Origin of the sequence: Corynebacterium sp. MSK019 (assembly GCF_030232425.1) — a bacterium.
Lineage (GTDB): Bacteria > Actinomycetota > Actinomycetes > Mycobacteriales > Mycobacteriaceae > Corynebacterium > Corynebacterium jeikeium_D.
The window spans coordinates 114,084-130,754 of sequence record NZ_JASPJT010000005.1; the positions used below are offsets into that span (position 1 = coordinate 114,084).

At 59.6% G+C, this 16,671-nt stretch carries 11 protein-coding genes; 9 read left to right on the top strand and 2 right to left on the bottom strand.

The features are described 5' to 3' along the window. Positions 1-21 precede the first annotated feature (21 nt). From QP982_RS05090 to QP982_RS05115, 6 genes are all read left to right on the top strand, one after another. A complete protein-coding gene (locus tag QP982_RS05090; RefSeq protein ID WP_284870273.1) occupies positions 22-1,296 on the top strand; it encodes a carboxylesterase family protein in 1,275 nt (424 codons plus the stop codon). 231 nt (positions 1,297-1,527) lie between these two features. Then, the gene (locus tag QP982_RS05095; protein ID WP_049192868.1) at positions 1,528-2,016 is read left to right on the top strand and encodes a PH domain-containing protein; all 489 of its coding nucleotides are present in this window, start codon (positions 1,528-1,530) and stop codon (positions 2,014-2,016) included. Positions 2,017-2,076: 60 nt separating this feature from the next. Beyond that, positions 2,077-3,396: a PH domain-containing protein gene (locus QP982_RS05100; RefSeq protein WP_284870274.1), complete on the top strand. Its 1,320-nt coding sequence runs from the start codon at positions 2,077-2,079 to the stop codon at positions 3,394-3,396. Between the two features lie 108 nt (positions 3,397-3,504). Beyond that, a complete protein-coding gene (treS, locus tag QP982_RS05105; protein WP_070653225.1) occupies positions 3,505-5,316 on the top strand; it encodes a maltose alpha-D-glucosyltransferase in 1,812 nt (603 codons plus the stop codon). A gap of 32 nt (positions 5,317-5,348) precedes the next feature. Continuing rightward, positions 5,349-6,701, top strand: coding sequence for a maltokinase N-terminal cap-like domain-containing protein (locus tag QP982_RS05110; RefSeq protein WP_049189388.1), 1,353 nt, complete (start codon positions 5,349-5,351; stop codon positions 6,699-6,701). Positions 6,702-6,760: 59 nt separating this feature from the next. Further along, positions 6,761-8,677: an ABC transporter ATP-binding protein gene (locus QP982_RS05115; RefSeq protein ID WP_284870275.1), complete on the top strand. Its 1,917-nt coding sequence runs from the start codon at positions 6,761-6,763 to the stop codon at positions 8,675-8,677. Between the two features lie 55 nt (positions 8,678-8,732). On the opposite strand, the gene QP982_RS05120 is transcribed toward QP982_RS05115, so the two are convergent. After that, on the bottom strand, positions 8,733-9,692 hold the full coding sequence (locus tag QP982_RS05120; protein ID WP_049170694.1) for a diacylglycerol kinase: 960 nt from the start codon (positions 9,690-9,692) through the stop codon (positions 8,733-8,735). 224 nt (positions 9,693-9,916) lie between these two features. Between QP982_RS05120 and QP982_RS05125 the strand changes: the two genes are divergently transcribed. The 3 genes from QP982_RS05125 to QP982_RS05135 all read left to right on the top strand — a co-directional run bounded on the left by QP982_RS05125 (position 9,917) and on the right by QP982_RS05135 (position 15,065). After that, positions 9,917-11,611, top strand: a complete 1,695-nt coding sequence (locus QP982_RS05125) for an FAD-binding oxidoreductase (protein WP_049192862.1) — start codon at positions 9,917-9,919, stop codon at positions 11,609-11,611. 622 nt (positions 11,612-12,233) lie between these two features. Continuing rightward, positions 12,234-13,817 carry a glycerol-3-phosphate dehydrogenase/oxidase gene (locus QP982_RS05130; RefSeq protein WP_049189384.1) on the top strand — a complete coding sequence of 528 codons (1,584 nt, stop codon included), beginning with the start codon at positions 12,234-12,236 and terminating at the stop codon, positions 13,815-13,817. 96 nt (positions 13,818-13,913) lie between these two features. Further along, positions 13,914-15,065: a MalY/PatB family protein gene (locus tag QP982_RS05135; protein WP_284870276.1), complete on the top strand. Its 1,152-nt coding sequence runs from the start codon at positions 13,914-13,916 to the stop codon at positions 15,063-15,065. A gap of 8 nt (positions 15,066-15,073) precedes the next feature. On the opposite strand, the gene QP982_RS05140 is transcribed toward QP982_RS05135, so the two are convergent. Beyond that, on the bottom strand, positions 15,074-16,432 hold the full coding sequence (locus QP982_RS05140; RefSeq protein WP_049170684.1) for an acid phosphatase: 1,359 nt from the start codon (positions 16,430-16,432) through the stop codon (positions 15,074-15,076). Positions 16,433-16,671: the final 239 nt, after the last annotated feature.

The window sequence follows — 16,671 nt, forward strand, 5'->3', positions numbered from 1 at the left end:
GACGAGGAGGCGTTTTCCGCCATGACAGAGACGACTATTTCCGCTCCCTGCGGGCAACTGACCGGCCGGATTCACGATGGCGCAATACAAGTTTTCAATATCGATTACGCAGATGCTGCTCCGTTTGCCGCGTCGGCACCGGTGGCCGACGGCCCACAGTCAGGCACTCGGCGCTGTGAGCCCGAGCGCGAGTTAGTTCTCACCGTCACCGCACCGGCTGGGCCCGCGGACGCTTCCTACCCCGTATTGCTGTGGATTCACGGTGGTAGCTACGAGTTTGGGCACCCCTCCGAGCCCTGGACGGACGCGACGGCTTTTGCGCAGGCCGGCATCATCACCGTTTCGCTCGGATACCGCAAGGGACTGGAGGGATTCTGGCGCGACAGTCAAACAGAGACCTACCGGGCCATTGATGATCTGTATCTGGGGCTGCAGTGGGCCCGTCGGAACGCGCCTGCCTTCGGCGGCGATATCGACAACATCACTATCTCGGGGCAATCGGCGGGTGCGGCGCTGGCGCTCACCCTCGCGGCCGACGAACGCACGCGCGGTCAGATTCAGCGCACCATCGCCATGTCGCCGGCCTTCTCGCTGCTGTCGGGCTCGCGCCTCCGCCGCACGTTGGCCGGCATCGGCGTGGGACGTGTGCCGTCCACCGACGTCTTTTCGCGTGCCGACGAACGCAGGGTCGCTCGGGCCCAGAAATTGGTGTCGGCATCCTCGCCTTCGGATCCGGCAATTGGGCCTCGCTTCGACAGCTTTGCTCCCACACTGCCGACGATGGTGACCGCCACCAGCGAAGAGTTCTTCTCAGAACCGCCGGTTGTGGCGATGGACAAGTTGCCCATGCGAGAGTGGATGGCTCGGCGCTACGCCAAGGGGCATCGCGGCCACGGCGAATTTCCGGCCACCGCCTATGCCGAGCGTCCGATGGGGAATGTCATTTCTGACTCAGCGATTCGCTCATACGCTGTTAAAGTCGCCGAACGGTCCGTGGCGGCTGAGCTGGATGTGTGGGCGGCACAGTTCGAACCGGGAGAAGGGTTGGGCTATGCACCTGCTGGCCGCACCAGTGGTGCTCCGCACTGCATCGACATTGCACGCTTCTTCGGTATGAAAGAACCCAACCATCCATTCCACCAAGTGGCGGTCGAGTTCATCCGCGAAGGCACCTCACACATGCCCCGCTACAACGACGACCGCAAGGTGACTACCTTTACCGGCGCTGACGCCCAGGCAGTCGAGGGCATTGCCATCGATGCGTGGGCGGCTCCGCGCCAGCTCTTTGGTGCATAGGGAATAAGGCGGGTGAAGCTTGCGCTGGTTAGCGCTGTGCTGTTGCGCTCAACAACTGAGCCCAGCAACTTAAGCTGGCAAAGTCTGCATGTACCGATAAATCTCGACGCAGACCAAAATGGTGATCAGCGTGATAAGTACTGCTATGAGTTTCCTGCGATCCATAGCCACCGTTCTTACCGAAGCACCAGGCCAGACGCAAGCTTTACCGTCTGTGTTTAACTATCAACTATGGAGCCGCTTGATTTATTAGTCCCCGAGAATTCCGCGCTACAACCGGTCGACCCCGCGCTGGCTAAGGTGAAGCGAATCGCGCACGCCGCTCCCCTGCTAGTTATCACGATTGCAGCCGTCGTCGCCGCTGTGATGTGGACTCCGTGGATGTGGTTGGGCGTCCTCGCCTGCGTGCTCTACTTCGCATATATCTACTGGCTCATCGGTCGACGAGTTCGTGCCCACCGATACCTCGAAGAGGACAACGACTTCATCGTTGCGTCCGGACGTTGGTGGCGCTCGGTCACTGTTGTCCCTTACGGACGAATCCAGTTCATTGACATCGATGAAGGACCTCTCCTTCGACTATTCGGACTGGCAACGCTGAAGCTCAACACAGCATCGGCGAGCTCGGATGCAGCCGTCCACGGTTTGCCACGCGAAGAAGCGCTCGCCCTGCGCGCTCGTCTATCTCAGCGCGCCCACGACCGGATGGCGGGTCTTTAAATGAGGCATAGAGTTCATCCCCTATCTCCGCTGCTCAAAAGCTTCGCCACAATCGCTGCGGTGATTGCATTCGCAGTCGCGAATCAGTGGCAGTTGGCCGTTGCTGTCGTGACTCAGCTCTACGACTGGGCATGGCTCGGTCTCCTTGTCGGTACCGGTGCGGTCGCCATAATTATTGGTCTGATTGCATTTTTCTCGTGGCTATCCTGGCGGTATACGTTCTACGAACTCACCGACGATGAGGTTCGCTACGGCTCCGGATGGCTACTGCGTTCTCGACGCGCGGCACGGCTCGACCGCGTGCAGGCGGTGGATATCAACCAACCATTGTTGGCGCGCATTTTCGGGCTCGCCGAAATTGTCATTGAAACAGCCGGCGGCTCCGATTCGCACTTCACAATCAAATACCTCACTCCCCCGCAGTGCGAACAGTTCCGCGCCGACGTGTTGGGTGAGGTAGAAAAGCTGGACACCGAACTGGCACATTCGCTTTACGACGGCGACAGCCCCACCGCGCCCCTCGACTCCGGCGCCCACATGTCCTCCCGCATGTCCGACGCGAAGACCATCTTTGGCCCGGTCAATGTCGGACGGCTGATTGCATCCGTGGCCATTGGACCCGGTCTTTTCGTCGGCATAGCTCTTATCCTCCTCGCCGTTGTCTCTGCGCTGTTCACCGACTTCATCGTGGAAATCCTCAGCGGAGTAACCATCACTACTCTGATTGTGATTGGCAGTTTCGCGCTCGGCCTTTTCGGAGTACTAAATCAGTCGTGGGATTTCACGCTGAAGGTGTCGTCGGAAAGCAGGCGTCTGGCGATTACCGCCGGACTGTTGTCGACGCGCGCTCAGACCATTCCGATCGATCGCATTCATGGCTTTAAAGTGGTGCAACCGCTCTGGTGGCGTCCGTGGAGGTGGTCCCGTGCGGATGTCTCCGTGGCGGGCTATGGCCTGGACAGTGCACAGTCGAACAACACACTGGTGCCAGTGGCGCCGACACCGGAGACGGACACGATTGTCGATTACCTGATGACTGAGATTGCGGGACCGGCCTCTACCGATGACCTGCTGGGCTCCTGGCAGACTCCACGCACGGCATGGTGGCTCAGCCCAATTGACTGGAAATTTCAAAAGGTGCAGGCCACGAAGCGGGGGCTGTTAGTGACCAAGGGTCGGTTCTGGCATACGCGGTTCATGGTCCCCTGGCAGCGCATCCAGGGGCATACACTAACCATTTCTCCGCTGAAGAAAGCGGCGGGAGTGGCGAACGTGCGGATCGACATGGTGCCGGGAGCGGTCACTCCGGTGGCAACGGAGTTGAAGTTGGATGATGCGTACCAGCTCGCTGCGTTAATTCAGGAACACAAGGCTGTTTAGAATGCTGTTTAATGAGGTCTCCCAGGACGGCCATCTCGCACGGTCTTGTGGGATCTCGCAGGAAAACTCTCTCTGCAGGCTAGTGGCATAGTCATTACGCTGGGATGCATGACTATCGCCAAGGAAGATTACGAGTGGTACCGCAGCGCGGTGTTCTATGAGGTGCTCGTCCGGGCCTTCTTCGACTCCGACAACAACGGCTCCGGCGACCTCAAAGGGCTGACGGAGAAGCTCGATTATCTGCAATGGCTGGGCGTTGACTGCCTCTGGCTGCCGCCTTTCTACGACTCCCCGCTGCGCGACGGCGGTTACGATATCCGCGACTTCCGCGCCGTGCTCGACGAGTTTGGCACGGTCGAGGATTTTAAGGTGCTTCTCGACGAGGCCCATGCGCGCGGTATCCGCGTTATTACTGACCTGGTGATGAACCACACCTCCGATAGCCATGAGTGGTTCCAGCAGTCGCGCACTGACCCCGATGGCCCCTACGGCGATTTTTATGTCTGGACTGACGACCCGGACACCTACTCGGGCGCACGCATTATCTTCGTCGATACCGAGGACTCCAACTGGACCTATGACCCGGTGCGTGGCCAGTACTACTGGCACCGCTTCTTCTCCCACCAGCCGGATTTGAACTATGACAATCCGGCGGTGCAGGAAGCGATGCTCGATGTGCTGCGCTTCTGGTCCGATCTCGGCATCGATGGCTTCCGCCTCGACGCTGTGCCCTACCTCTTCGAGCGCGAAGGCACTAACTGCGAGAACCTGCCCGAGACCCACGCTTTTCTGAAGCGCTGCCGCAAGGTCATGGACGAGGAATACCCGGGTCGCGTCCTGCTGGCGGAGGCCAACCAGTGGCCCTCCGATGTGGTGGAATACTTCGGCGACCCGGAGGTCGGCGGCGACGAATGCCACATGGCTTTCCACTTCCCGCTCATGCCACGCATTTTCATGGCGGTGCGAAAGCAGTCCCGCTTCCCCATCTCGGAGATCCTGGAGTCTACGCCAGAGATTCCGTCTTCGGCTCAGTGGGGAATCTTCCTGCGCAACCACGATGAGCTGACGCTGGAAATGGTCACCGATGCCGAGCGCGACTACATGTACGCCGAGTATGCGCACGATCCGCGGATGAAGGCCAACATCGGCATTCGCCGTCGTCTAGCGCCACTGCTGCAAAATGACCGCACACAGCTCGAGCTTTTCAATGCCCTGCTACTCTCCCTGCCGGGTTCGCCGGTGCTCTACTACGGGGACGAAATTGGTATGGGCGACAACATTTGGCTCGGTGACCGCGATGGCGTGCGCACACCGATGCAGTGGTCACCCGACCGCAACGCCGGGTTCTCCAAGGCCGACCCCGGTCGGCTCTATCTGCCGACCATTCAGGATGCGACCTACGGTTACCAGGCGGTCAATGTCGAGAACCAAGCGAGCTACTCCAATTCGCTGTTGAATTGGGTGCGTCGACTGATTCAGGTCCGCAAGCGCTATGAGGCTTTTGGCCTCGGTGATTTCCGCGAGCTGAATAGCGATACCGCCTCTGTTCTGACCTATCTGCGCACATACGGCGACGAAGTGCTGCTGTGCGTCAACAACCTGTCCTCTTACCCCGCGGCCGTCTCACTGGATCTGTCCGAGTTCGCCGGTGCCACCCCGGTAGAGCTCACGGGTTCGGTTCCCTTCCCCACAATTGGCACCGATTCCTACCAGATCACGCTTCCTGGCCACGGTTTCTACTGGTTCGAAATCCAGCTTCCACCTGAGACAAACCTCGAATCGAGCGCCTCGATGTCGGCACCGACAATCCCGGTTGCGCAGGCGATATCGGACGCGCCGGTGACGTCATCACGCGAGCACTCAGGCACCGCCGCCGATGCCGCCGCCGATGCCGTCACAAACGCCGATAATAAAGAGTGATCTTTTAAGTCCCGAAAGGCGAACGAACTAAAATGACTATTCCCACCGCCGAATTCATTGCCGAAGAGCTGGCAGACACACTGGTCAAGATGCGCTTTTTCGCTGACAAGGTCTCTGACATCGACCACGTCGAGATCCTCGCGCTTGACCCCGTACTGCGCGACAATCCCGACAGTCCCGATGTCGATATCGCATTGGTGAGGGTGCACACCGCACATTCTGCACCGACCTATCAGCTGCCCATCGCTTGGGCGGAGGACGTCCCCGATGGCCACGAGCAGTCCCTGCTGGTTCGCGCGGAGGGCATCGTCGGCTACGACGCTCTGATTGATTCGGATGCCATCACAGCACTCGGCCAGAAGCTTTCCGACGAAGGCAAGCTCGGCCGCATGGAACTGCGACGTGTGCCGGGCTCTGAACAGCTCCGTCCGGAATCCGGCCGCCCCATGGGAGTCGAACAGTCGAATACCTCGGTCATTTTCGACGACCGCGTGATGTGCAAGTTCTTCCGTCGCCTCTACCCCGGCACTAATGCCGATGTGGAGCTGCTGGCCGCACTCGCCCAGGCAGATTGCAAGTTCGTCCCTGAGCTCTACTCCTGGGTAGAGACCACCATTGGCGAAGACGCCTACACCACCGCCATGCTGCAGGAATTCGCACCGAACTCGGTCGATGGCTGGGAGCTGGCTCTTGGCGCAGTGCGCGATGCCATCCGCGACAGTCAGACCCCGCTGGAAGATTTGGGCACCGACTTTACATCCGAAGCGCGTGCGCTCGGCGAAGCAGTGGCCTCGGTACACAGCAGCCTCGCTGCCGCTGTCGCGGTAAAGAAGCGTCTGACCGGTGCGGAGCTGGTAGCCCCACTGCGAGCTCGCCTGGACTTCGTCGCTGGTGTGGTGCCACAAATTGCTGAGGTCAAGGATAAGGCTCAGGCTATCTTCGATCGCGCAGAGGCTGCGGTTCCGGAAGGTGGCGCCGTCGTCCAGCGAATCCACGGTGATCTGCACTTGGGGCAGGTATTGCGCACGCCGAGCTCTTGGCGCTTGATTGACTTCGAGGGCGAGCCGTCGCGCCCGTGGGAGGAGCGTCGTCTGCCGGATCACCGCCTACGCGATATCGCCGGCATGATTCGCTCCTTCGATTACGCCGCTCACTACCCGCTGCTGACCGGACGTGAAGACACCGAGGCGGCTACCGAGCGTGTTGAGCAGTGGGCTCGCCGCAATATCGATGCCTTCTTGGAGGGTTATGGCGATGCCAGTGACCCGACGCTACTGGAGGCCTTTGTACTGGATAAGGCCATCTACGAGTGCCTTTACGAAGCGCAGAACCGCCCCAACTGGCTGCCGCTGCCGCTTGGTGCTGTGCACTCGCTGTTAGGATAGGGCTTTTGTCGCAGTAATTTCATAGCGGGAGTGATCCTCCCGCAAGATAGAGGTCTTTCGTGCGTCTGCTCAGCAGAATCCTGTCCACTACACGAGTGCTCTGGCCTTTCTATATCGGGGTCATCATCTGTTCGCTGGCCACCGCCGCCGCGTCGTTGATTAGCCCCTTCCTCATCCGCGATGCCACCGACGCCATCGTCGGCGCGGTGTCCAGCGGTGAAGCCTTGAGCCAGGCGGCGATGTCCGATACCACTCGCACGGTAATCTGGCTGGTCATCGGGCTGCTAATCGCAGATCTGACGCAAACCATCGTGCATAACATCGGTGGTTACCTGGGCGATATGATGACTGCACGCATGCGCGAGATTCTGTCGACCCGCTACTATGCAAAGCTGCTGTCGCTGCCGCAACGCTATTTCGACAGTCAGGTCACCGGCACAATTATCGCCCGCCTGGAACGCTCGATTAGCAATATCACGCAGTTCCTCCAGGCGTTTTCCAACAACTTCTTCCCGATGCTGTTGACCGTCGGCGCGGTACTGGGCATCACTGCCTGGCACTACTGGCCCCTGGCGGTGCTATTGATTATCGTTTTCCCGGTCTACACCCTGCTGACCGCGCTGACCTCGAAGCGCTGGCAGAAGATTGAAGCGAAAAAGAACGAACAAATCGATATCGCCGGTGGCCGTTTTGCCGAGGTCATCGGCCAAGTCAAGGTTGTCCGCTCCTTCACTGCGGAACTGCGCGAAATCGCTTTCTTTGGTTCCCGCTTCCGCCGCACCATCTCCCTGACCCGCGATCAGTCAACGTGGTGGCACCGCATGGATGCTCTTCGCGGGGGCATTTTGAATATCATCTTCGCAGGCATCTACCTGCTGCTTTTCCTGCGTACGCTGTCGGGAGAATTCTCCATCGGCACCATGGTCATGCTCATTCAGCTGATTAACATGGCGCGCCAACCAGTGACCATGATGAGCTTCCTGGTCGACGCTGCCCAGCGCGCAGTCGCCGGTTCGCGCGATTACTTCAAGGTCATGGAGCTTACTCCAGAGACCCGCACGCAGCCGGAGCTGCTCAGTGCAGCGACCGCGAATAACGGCGACTTCGACTCCGCGTCCGTTGGTTCCACCGCAGACGCAGAGTCCGTCGACAGCGCCCACCGTTCCTCCCTGGAACGCGCAGCCGAACAGGAGGCAATTGGCGCTCCCATTGTCGACTTCGACGCAGTGGATTTTGCCTACGAAGAGGACAAGACGGTGCTCTCCAATGTCAGCTTCCAGGCATATTCAGGCCAGAAAATCGCCCTGGTCGGCGAGTCCGGTGGCGGCAAGTCCACCATCGTCAACTTGCTGCTCGGCTTCTACGCCCCGACCGCAGGCCGCTTGAGCGTTCTGGGGTCGGATGTCTCCGAGGTTTCCGGTTCCACTCTGCGTGCTGGCTCTGCCGTCGTGTTCCAGGACTCGTCACTATTCTCCGGCACGATTCGGGAAAACATCGCCTACGGCAAACCCAACGCCACCGACGAAGAAATCATTGCCGCCGCGAAGAAGGCCAACGCCGACGACTTCATCCGCAGCTTCGCCGAAGGCTACGACACCACTATCGGCGAGCGAGGTCTGAAGCTCTCGGGTGGCCAGAAGCAGCGCATCGCCATCGCGCGCGCTATTTTGAAGGACGCTCCCCTGCTCATCCTGGACGAAGCCACTTCGGCGCTAGACACCAAGGCCGAACGCGAAGTTCAGCGAGGCTTGGACAAGCTGATGGAGGGACGCACAACGGTTATCATCGCCCACCGCCTGTCCACAATTTCCGATGTGGACACCATCGTGACGCTGCGTGACGGTCACGTCGACGAGGTCGGCGCACCCGCAGAATTGGCGCAGACTGACGGTATCTACGCCGAGTTGCTACGCCTGACGGCTTCGGCCTCGGCGGCGGATCGTCTGCGCCTGAAGAAATACGGCATCAAGGGGTAACGCGCCGTCGTCAAGCATGCAGGAAACGCTTGACGACGGGCACTCCTGCGCCCTTTTACGGACGGGGAACGATGTAGCGGCCAGCGCCCGGAACAATTTCGACGGTGACCGGCATCGGGAACATGAGGTCGCCGTCAGCGTAGGCGTTCATCTGGCGTGGCGGGCCGATGTACTCCACGTAAGCCTTCTTGGCGCGGTAGGTGCTGACCTCCCCGATTTTTTCAACGGTGCCGTCGAACACGGACTTGAAGGCCAGGGCGGCCTTGATGCGCCCGGCCTTGCCGATGACAGTGATATCCATCAGTCCGTCGGAGTGGTCTGCGGACGGGCAAATCTTCATACCACCGCCATAAGAACGGGTGTTACCGAAGGCGGCCAGCGTGATTGGATCTTCGAGAACCCGATTGTCATCGAGCGTGATGCGGAATGGCAGCGAGTGGAAAGCCAAGAACTCGCGGACGATGGCCAGGTTGTAGCGGTTACGGCCATGCGGCCAGGTCATCTGATTGACGCGGTCGGAGACAATCGAGTCGAAGCCGGCACACATGATAGTGCCGAACCAGCGCTGCTCCCCTGCCTCATTGGTGATGCGGCCGAGGTCAGTGGTCGTCCAGAAGCCATCGGCGATAACGTGAGCGGCATCGCGAGCATTGCCACGCGGCAGATTGTATTCGCGACCGTGGTCGTTTCCGGTGCCGGCCGGGATAATACCGAGGGGGATGCCGGTCTGTGCCTGCTCCTGCAGTGCGAGGTTAATCATGCCGTCGCCACCACAGACTGCCAGGGCATCAATTCGGCCGTCGGCGATGACCTCACGAATGAGCTTGCGGGCGTCGTCGGGGTTAGCACCTTGGAGAGCGATGACATCGATGCCGCGATCCGCGAACACCCGGCTCGCCCGGGCGGACGCAATCTGCGAGGCGCCATGACCCGCGTGGGGGTTAGTGACCAGAGCAAGGGTTCGAATCTCAGTTGTTCCCAGCGGGTAGTTGAGATCCTTGTCGTTAGCGTTCATCGAAGAAATACCTACTTTTACGTGGGCTTTTGACCGGTCAATACTGGCCTTTATGGGAGTGCGTTAATGCATCTAACTAAAGCTTACCAAGATTGATTGACATTTTTTGAGAAAACGTAACGTAATTCCGCTATAATAAAAGATGTAAAGATGTGCTTCCGCGCAAGTTACATATAATTCCGCAGTTCAGACTCGCAGCACCGATGCCCAAGGAGAAGCTCAGGATGTCTAACAAGCTCACGATTCCGTACCGCATGCGCTGGTGGGGCTGGGGTGTTGACGGCAACGACAAGCCAATCACCACGGCCAGCGAGAAGCTACTGCAGCGCGAAATCGGTATGTCGTTGGACGCAAACAACCCGCCGCGCAACATCGCCGACGTCACCATCCCCAATAGTCGCCTCAGCGCCGAGGATATCGAAGCCCTGGGCGCTGTTGTCGGCGCGGATGCCGTCGCCACCGACCACGACACCCGCGTCAAGCACGCGGTCGGACGCTCCTACCCCGACCTGGTTCGCCTTCGCGCAGCCAAGCTCGATGTCGCCCCAGATGCTGTAGTGCTACCGAAAACTGAAAAGCACATCGAAGACCTGTTCAAGGTATGCGCTGAGCGCAAGATTGCAGTCGTCCCCTTCGGTGGTGGCACCTCGGTCGTCGGCGGCGTGGAGGCTGTTGACGGAGGCATGGGTAAGGCCATCGCAGTGTCCATGACCGCCTTTAACAAGATCATCGACATCGACAAAGTCGCTGGCACTGTCACCGCCCAGACCGGCGTTTTCGGCCCCGACCTAGAAAAGGAGCTGTCCAAGGCCGGCTTCACCGCTGGTCACTTCCCGCAGTCCTTCGAGTACTCCACTGTCGGCGGTTGGGTTTCCTGCCGCTCGGCAGGCCAAGAATCCTCTGGTTACGGTCGTATCGACCGCAACGTGATTGGCATGCGCGTCGTCACGCCAGCCGGCACCATGGAATTCCGCGACATGCCGTCGTCGGCATCCGGCCCGAACCCGCGTGAGCTTTTCCTGGGTTCGGAGGGCACCCTGGGCATCATCACGCATGTGACGATTGCCCTGAATCAGCGTCCACAAAAGGAGATGCTCTTCGACACCTACTTCTTCAACTCCTTTGAGGAAGCCGCCGAGGAGCTGCGCAAACTGGAGCAGAGCGGCAATATCCCGCACCTAGCACGCATCTCCGACGAGAAGGAGACGCTGTTCGGCCTCACTCAGCTGGGCTCCGCCAGCATGTCCGAGAAGGTCACAAAGTACCTGAAGCTGCGTGGCATCGACACCCCGTGCATGGTGATTTTTGGCTTTGCGCAGACGGATCCGGTCGGCGCCCGCGTCACCCGTGAGCGCCTGGCCGCTCGCCTGCTGGCCAAGAAGTGCGTCCGCATGGGCTCCATCCCGGGCATGGCTTGGGTTAACCACCGCTTCTCCTCGCCGTACCTGCGCGATGTCATGATGACTCGCCGCGTCGGCGTCGACACCCTGGAAACCGCCACCACCTGGGATAACGCCGCTACACTGCGCCGCGAAATCGCCTCCGCAATGGAAGCCGCTGGCGAGAAGCACGGCACCCCGGTGTACGTCTTCTGCCACATCTCGCACATGTACGAATCCGGCTGCTCGCTGTACTTCACGTACTTCTTCCGCGAGACCGAGGGCGAGATCCTCCAGCAGTGGATGGACATCAAGACCGCGGCGTCGGAGGCCATGATGAACTTTGGCGGCACCATCACGCACCACCATGGCATTGGCCAGGATCACAGCCCGCAGTACTACGAGGAGAACACCGAGTTGTTCGCCAAGGTCATGCGTGCAATTAAGGACGAACTCGACCCTGCTGGCATCCTCAACCCGGGCAAGTTGGCTACCGGTCCGCACTCCTTGGAAGAGCGTTACGACGGCAACATGATTTAACCCTGTTGCCGCCAGCCTCCGCTAGCGAGCTAGACTGACCAGTTCGCTGGCGTAGATTGCCGGTGACGTTGGGCCGTCATAAATAAACAGTGAAACGTAATCGTCAAGGGTAAAAGATTCAAGTGCTGCGGTCATTGTCGCTGTCGCTTCTTCCTGGGATTCCAAGCGAAGATGCCCGGATAGTGGGATGGTCGGCTCAATCGGTGCGATTTCGTCCGTGCGACCGCAAACAGCGTGGCGTTTTAAATACCTAAGCGTGCTTTTCTAGTTACGACCTGTCTGGGGTGGCACGGACTGGAGACAGCAGCAACACATCTGCAGCGATGGTGCAATAGCAGCGAAAGCTCGGTTCATGGACTCAGAGCGGTTGGACGCTGGGTGCATAGCCATCGAGGTGTCTCCTTCCTTGTAATCCCGGGAAATGATTCGCAACTAAGAAAGATTTCTTGAATCAATATCCGTGCCGGTCGTTGATAATGAACAACTTAGTCTATTTCTAAGCGCCTTGCAATGGGGTACGCCCGAAATAGTTCACACTCACTACGCACTCCACAACTTCATCACTTACGCCAGATAGTTTCATCACTATTACCGTCTTCGGGAAAGTCGAGGAAGAAAGACTATGACTGCCACGCACGCTCCTCAGCGCGATCGCTCAGCTGCGGTTTTGAACAAGGCTCGTCGGCAAGCGGACTTGAATCGTCTACGCGAAGAGACCGTTAAGGGCGACATCCCAGATCTGCTGGTCATCGGCGCCGGTATTACTGGTGTCGGCATCGCTTTAGATGCGGCGTCGAGGGGTTTGACGACCGTTCTCGTCGAATCGAAGGACCTAGCTTTCGGCACCTCTCGTTGGTCATCGAAGCTCGCCCACGGGGGCTTGCGCTACCTTGCCAGCGGCAATGTCGGTATCGCTCGCCGCTCAGCTATTGAACGTGGTGCGCTGCTCGACGTCACCGCTCCGCACCTAGTGCGTAACCTGCCGCAGGTTGTACCGGTGATGGATAACTTTGCACCGTTGACCAGGGTTTTGCCGCGTTTAGGCTTTTTGGCCGGTGACTTTCTGCGCATTATCGCTGGTACCTCCGCCACTACCCTGCCATTGTCCCGCACTGTCAGTTCCCGCCGAGTCAGCCAGCTTTCGCCGACCGTCCGTAAGCGCGACGTGAAATTCGGCTACGTCAACTACGACGGTCAGCTGCGTGACGACGCACGCTTGGTCACCGCTATCGCTCGAACCGCCGCTAGCTACGGTGCAACTATCTTGACCCGGGTCCGCTGCGAGACTGCCTCTGGAACGAGCGCCACACTAAGCGACGAGCTCACTGGCGATTCCTTCGAGCTGCCGGCTCACGCTGTGGTCAATGCCACTGGTGTGTGGGCCGCAAACCTAGCGACGAACATCAAGATTCGCCCATCTCGCGGCACGCATCTGGTTCTTGACGCCGCGAAGCTAGGCAACCCTACCGGCTCTCTCACGGTACCGGTTCCTGGTCACACCAACCGTTTCTGTTTTGTCCTTCCCGCAGAGCACAACCGCGTCTACATTGGCCTGACCGATGAGGATGCACCGGGCCCGATTCCGGACGAGCCGGAAGTGCCGGAGGATGACATCGTTTTTCTGCTCGATGTCATCAACCAGGCACTCGAGGTTCCGCTCACTCGTGACGATGTCATCGGTGCTTTCGCCGGCCTGCGTCCGCTCATCGACGCCGGCGAGGCACACACCGCTGACCTCTCCCGCGAGCACGCCTTGTTGGAGGCCCCGAACGGCCTGATTTCCATTACTGGGGGCAAGCTCACCGAGTACCGTCTAATGGCGGAGCAAACCGTGGACAAGGTTGCGGAAAAGCTCGGTGTTTCGCTTGCTCCGTGCTCCACCCGCACCATCCCTGTGCTGGGCTCCGAGCCAGAGGAGCTCGACCGCGCTCGCACCGCCGCCGCTGCCGGCCGTATCCCGATGCCGCTGTTTAACCGCTACGGTGCCGAATCCTTCGAGGTCATCGAATCCTGTCCGCTCGACCGACCGCTCGACCCGGTAGCGGAGGGTCTCGATGTCACCCGCGCCGAGTTCGCCTGGCATGTGACGCACGAGGGAGCTCTCAGCGTCGACGATATTCTCGATCGCCGCACACGTCTGGGGCTGGTCAAGGCTGATCGCGAAGCTGCCCTGCCAGCTGCTCAGGAGGCACTGGGGCTGGCCTAGCGCTGGCCATTGCCGCGGCTGCTTCTGATGCGGCCGTAGCTACTGGTTAAAGCAGGGGTCTTCGGACTTCCCGCTTTTTCTGTATACACGGAAACTATGAGTGTAAATAACGCTGTCACTTTCCCCTCCCTCGATGAACTCCGCTCCCGCAGGACAGTCAAATGGACCGCATATTCACCGGACGTGCTGCCACTGTGGATCGCCGAATCCGATGCCACAACCTGCCCTGCCGTCAGTGCCGCAATCGACGAGGCGTGTCAGCGCGAACAATTCGGATACCTCTCGCAGGACATCACCGCGCTTACGACCGCAACCGCGGACTTTTCTGCACAACGCTACGGATGGCGCCCGAACCCCGACAATATCTTTGCCGTCGCTGACGTCGTCCGCGGTGTCACACTCGCGGTTGAACGCTTCACCCGCCCCGATTCCGCAATTGTCGTCCCCACTCCCGCCTACATGCCGTTTTTCCAGGTAGGTCCCGCGCTGGGACGCGAGACAGTGTGCATTCCCACGCTTGCCGACGGCCCGGATCTCGGCGCCCTCGAACGCGCCTTCGCCGACGGTGCCGGTTGCCTGATCTTGTGTAACCCGAATAATCCTCTCGGCTTTACCTACTCCCCCGAAAAACTGCGTGAGATTACCGATTTAGCCGCTCGCTTTGGTGCGCGCGTTATCTCAGACGAGATTCACGGCCCAGTTGTTCTAGATGGCACTCACACTCCAACCGCGTCGGTGTCGGATACCGCGGCGGCCGTGACTATCACGGTGACTGCTACCTCGAAGGGCTGGAATACCGCCGGCCTCAAGTGTGCGCAAATCATCTTTAACGACGAAGATGCCAAAACCTGGCTGGAGCTGCCCTTCATTGTTCGCGAAGGCGCTTCTATTCTTGGTGTCGTCGCGGCCACCGCCGCCTACCGCGATGGCGTGCCCTGGCTGGACAATTTTGTCGATGTCCTGCGCACCAACCGTGAGACTCTGCGAACACGTTTGTCCACTATTGCGCCGCAGGCTCGCTTTACCCCACCGCAAGCATCATTTTTGGCGTGGTTGGACTTGGGTGACGTGCCTGGTGTTGCCAGTGAGGACCCAGCTGCGTGGCTGGTTGAAAACGCCAAAATAGCACTCAACCCCGGCTTCGCATTCGGCGAAGGCGGGGCTGGGCATGTGCGGCTTAACTTTGCGACCTCCCCGGAAATCCTCGGTGAGGCCCTGGACCGTCTTGACGCGGCCCTGCGCTTGTAGTTGACGTTTTAGTTGGTGACAGTGACGCTGCCGTCGGCGTTGACAACAACGTTGGCGGCCAGAGCGCGAGCCAGGTTCATGCGAACGTGCTGGCCCTCACCGTCAGTGCGATCGAGCGGGTAGCCGGATGGGATTGCGGTCTGAGCGAGGACGGAGCTGCGCTGTTCCTCAGTCAGCTGCGGGAAGCGGGTCTCCAGCAAACCTGCGTACCGCTTCGGAACAACAACTGGCTCGTTAGCCGGGCCAACCTGCTTGAAGTCGTAGGTCATGCGTTCGGTGTACTGCTGAACGGCAGCTGCGGTGCTCATGTACGGAGTGTCCTTGGCAACGCAGTTGGCGATGGTGTCGCCACAGCGGTACTCGAGCTCCGTACGCAGCTCATCCATGGCTTCTTCGATGAGTGGGCGGAACTCTGGGTCTGCCCAACGATCAGCTGCGGCCTGGTTGCCCATCATGCGGCCGCCCATAACGTCCAGCGGGTAGTGGACGCCCATGACAAGGCGAGAATGACCAGCCTCGGACGCACGCGCCTGAATCTGCGGTGCAACCTCCGGCAGCATCATGGCCAGCATGGTTGAAGTCCATGCAGCCTTGTTGGTGTGGCCCGACGGGTAGGACGGGGTGGTCGAGTACGGGTCGTCCTGACCTTCGCGGTAGTAGCGCTCGATGCGCTCCGGCGCCACCACAAACGGGCGATCGTAGCCGTAGACGTACTTCTCGAAGAAGGTCGAGCTGACCAGACCGCCGCCGCGAGCAAGGTTGCCGGACAGCAGGGCCTTTACCTTCGGCAGGCGATCCTCGTCGTAGGCATCACGGAAGTGCTGGCCCAGGTTTGCACCGAAAGCAGTGGAAATATTGGCCAGTGGGTCCAGGTAGTCGTCATCAAGAGCGAGTTCCTGTGCCTGCGGGTCATTCTTGGCAGCGTTGTTAATGCGGACGACCGTTTCGAGGTTCTGGTCCATAACCTCTGGGTGGTTCTTCTCCAGCTCCACGAAAGGATGCACAACGTAGAAGTAGAACCAGTTATCGGTGGCGGCATCCGACGGGTACGCACGTGCAATCTGGTCCGGGCGGTACGAGGTTGGCTTCGGCGCATTCGGGTCGGTGTTTTCACCGGAAGATGACGGCAGCGAGATGGAATCCGGGACCTCGAAGCCACCGCCGGGGAGCTTGATTCCCTCTGGAGCTGCCACATTAGCTGGAAGATCAGAAACAGAGTCCAGGCGGTTGCCGAGCTCGGCCAACGGGTTGACCGGAGCTGCCACGGCCGTTGCCGGTGTAAGCCCCATTACAACTGCCATTGCTGCGGTAGCAGCGCCGACGCGAGTACGTGTTGCAGTGCGCTTGTGCGGCTTCAAAGAAGACACTGAAGCATTCCTTTCCAGATTGCTGCGTGGGAGGCACCAGTTGTGAAGTGCTCTATAAGCCAAGGTCTGACAAAATCTTCACTTATGTTAAGCGCACTGTGAGGTTTCGGCGCGTTGAAAAGAAACAAGTTTTCAAAATGCTAGGGCCAATCGTGGGAACTTTCCCCCTTAGACTCCGGGTTTTCACTGATAAATGCATAAAAGAAACCGGTTGGCGGGAGAAACGCCCGTCAACCGGT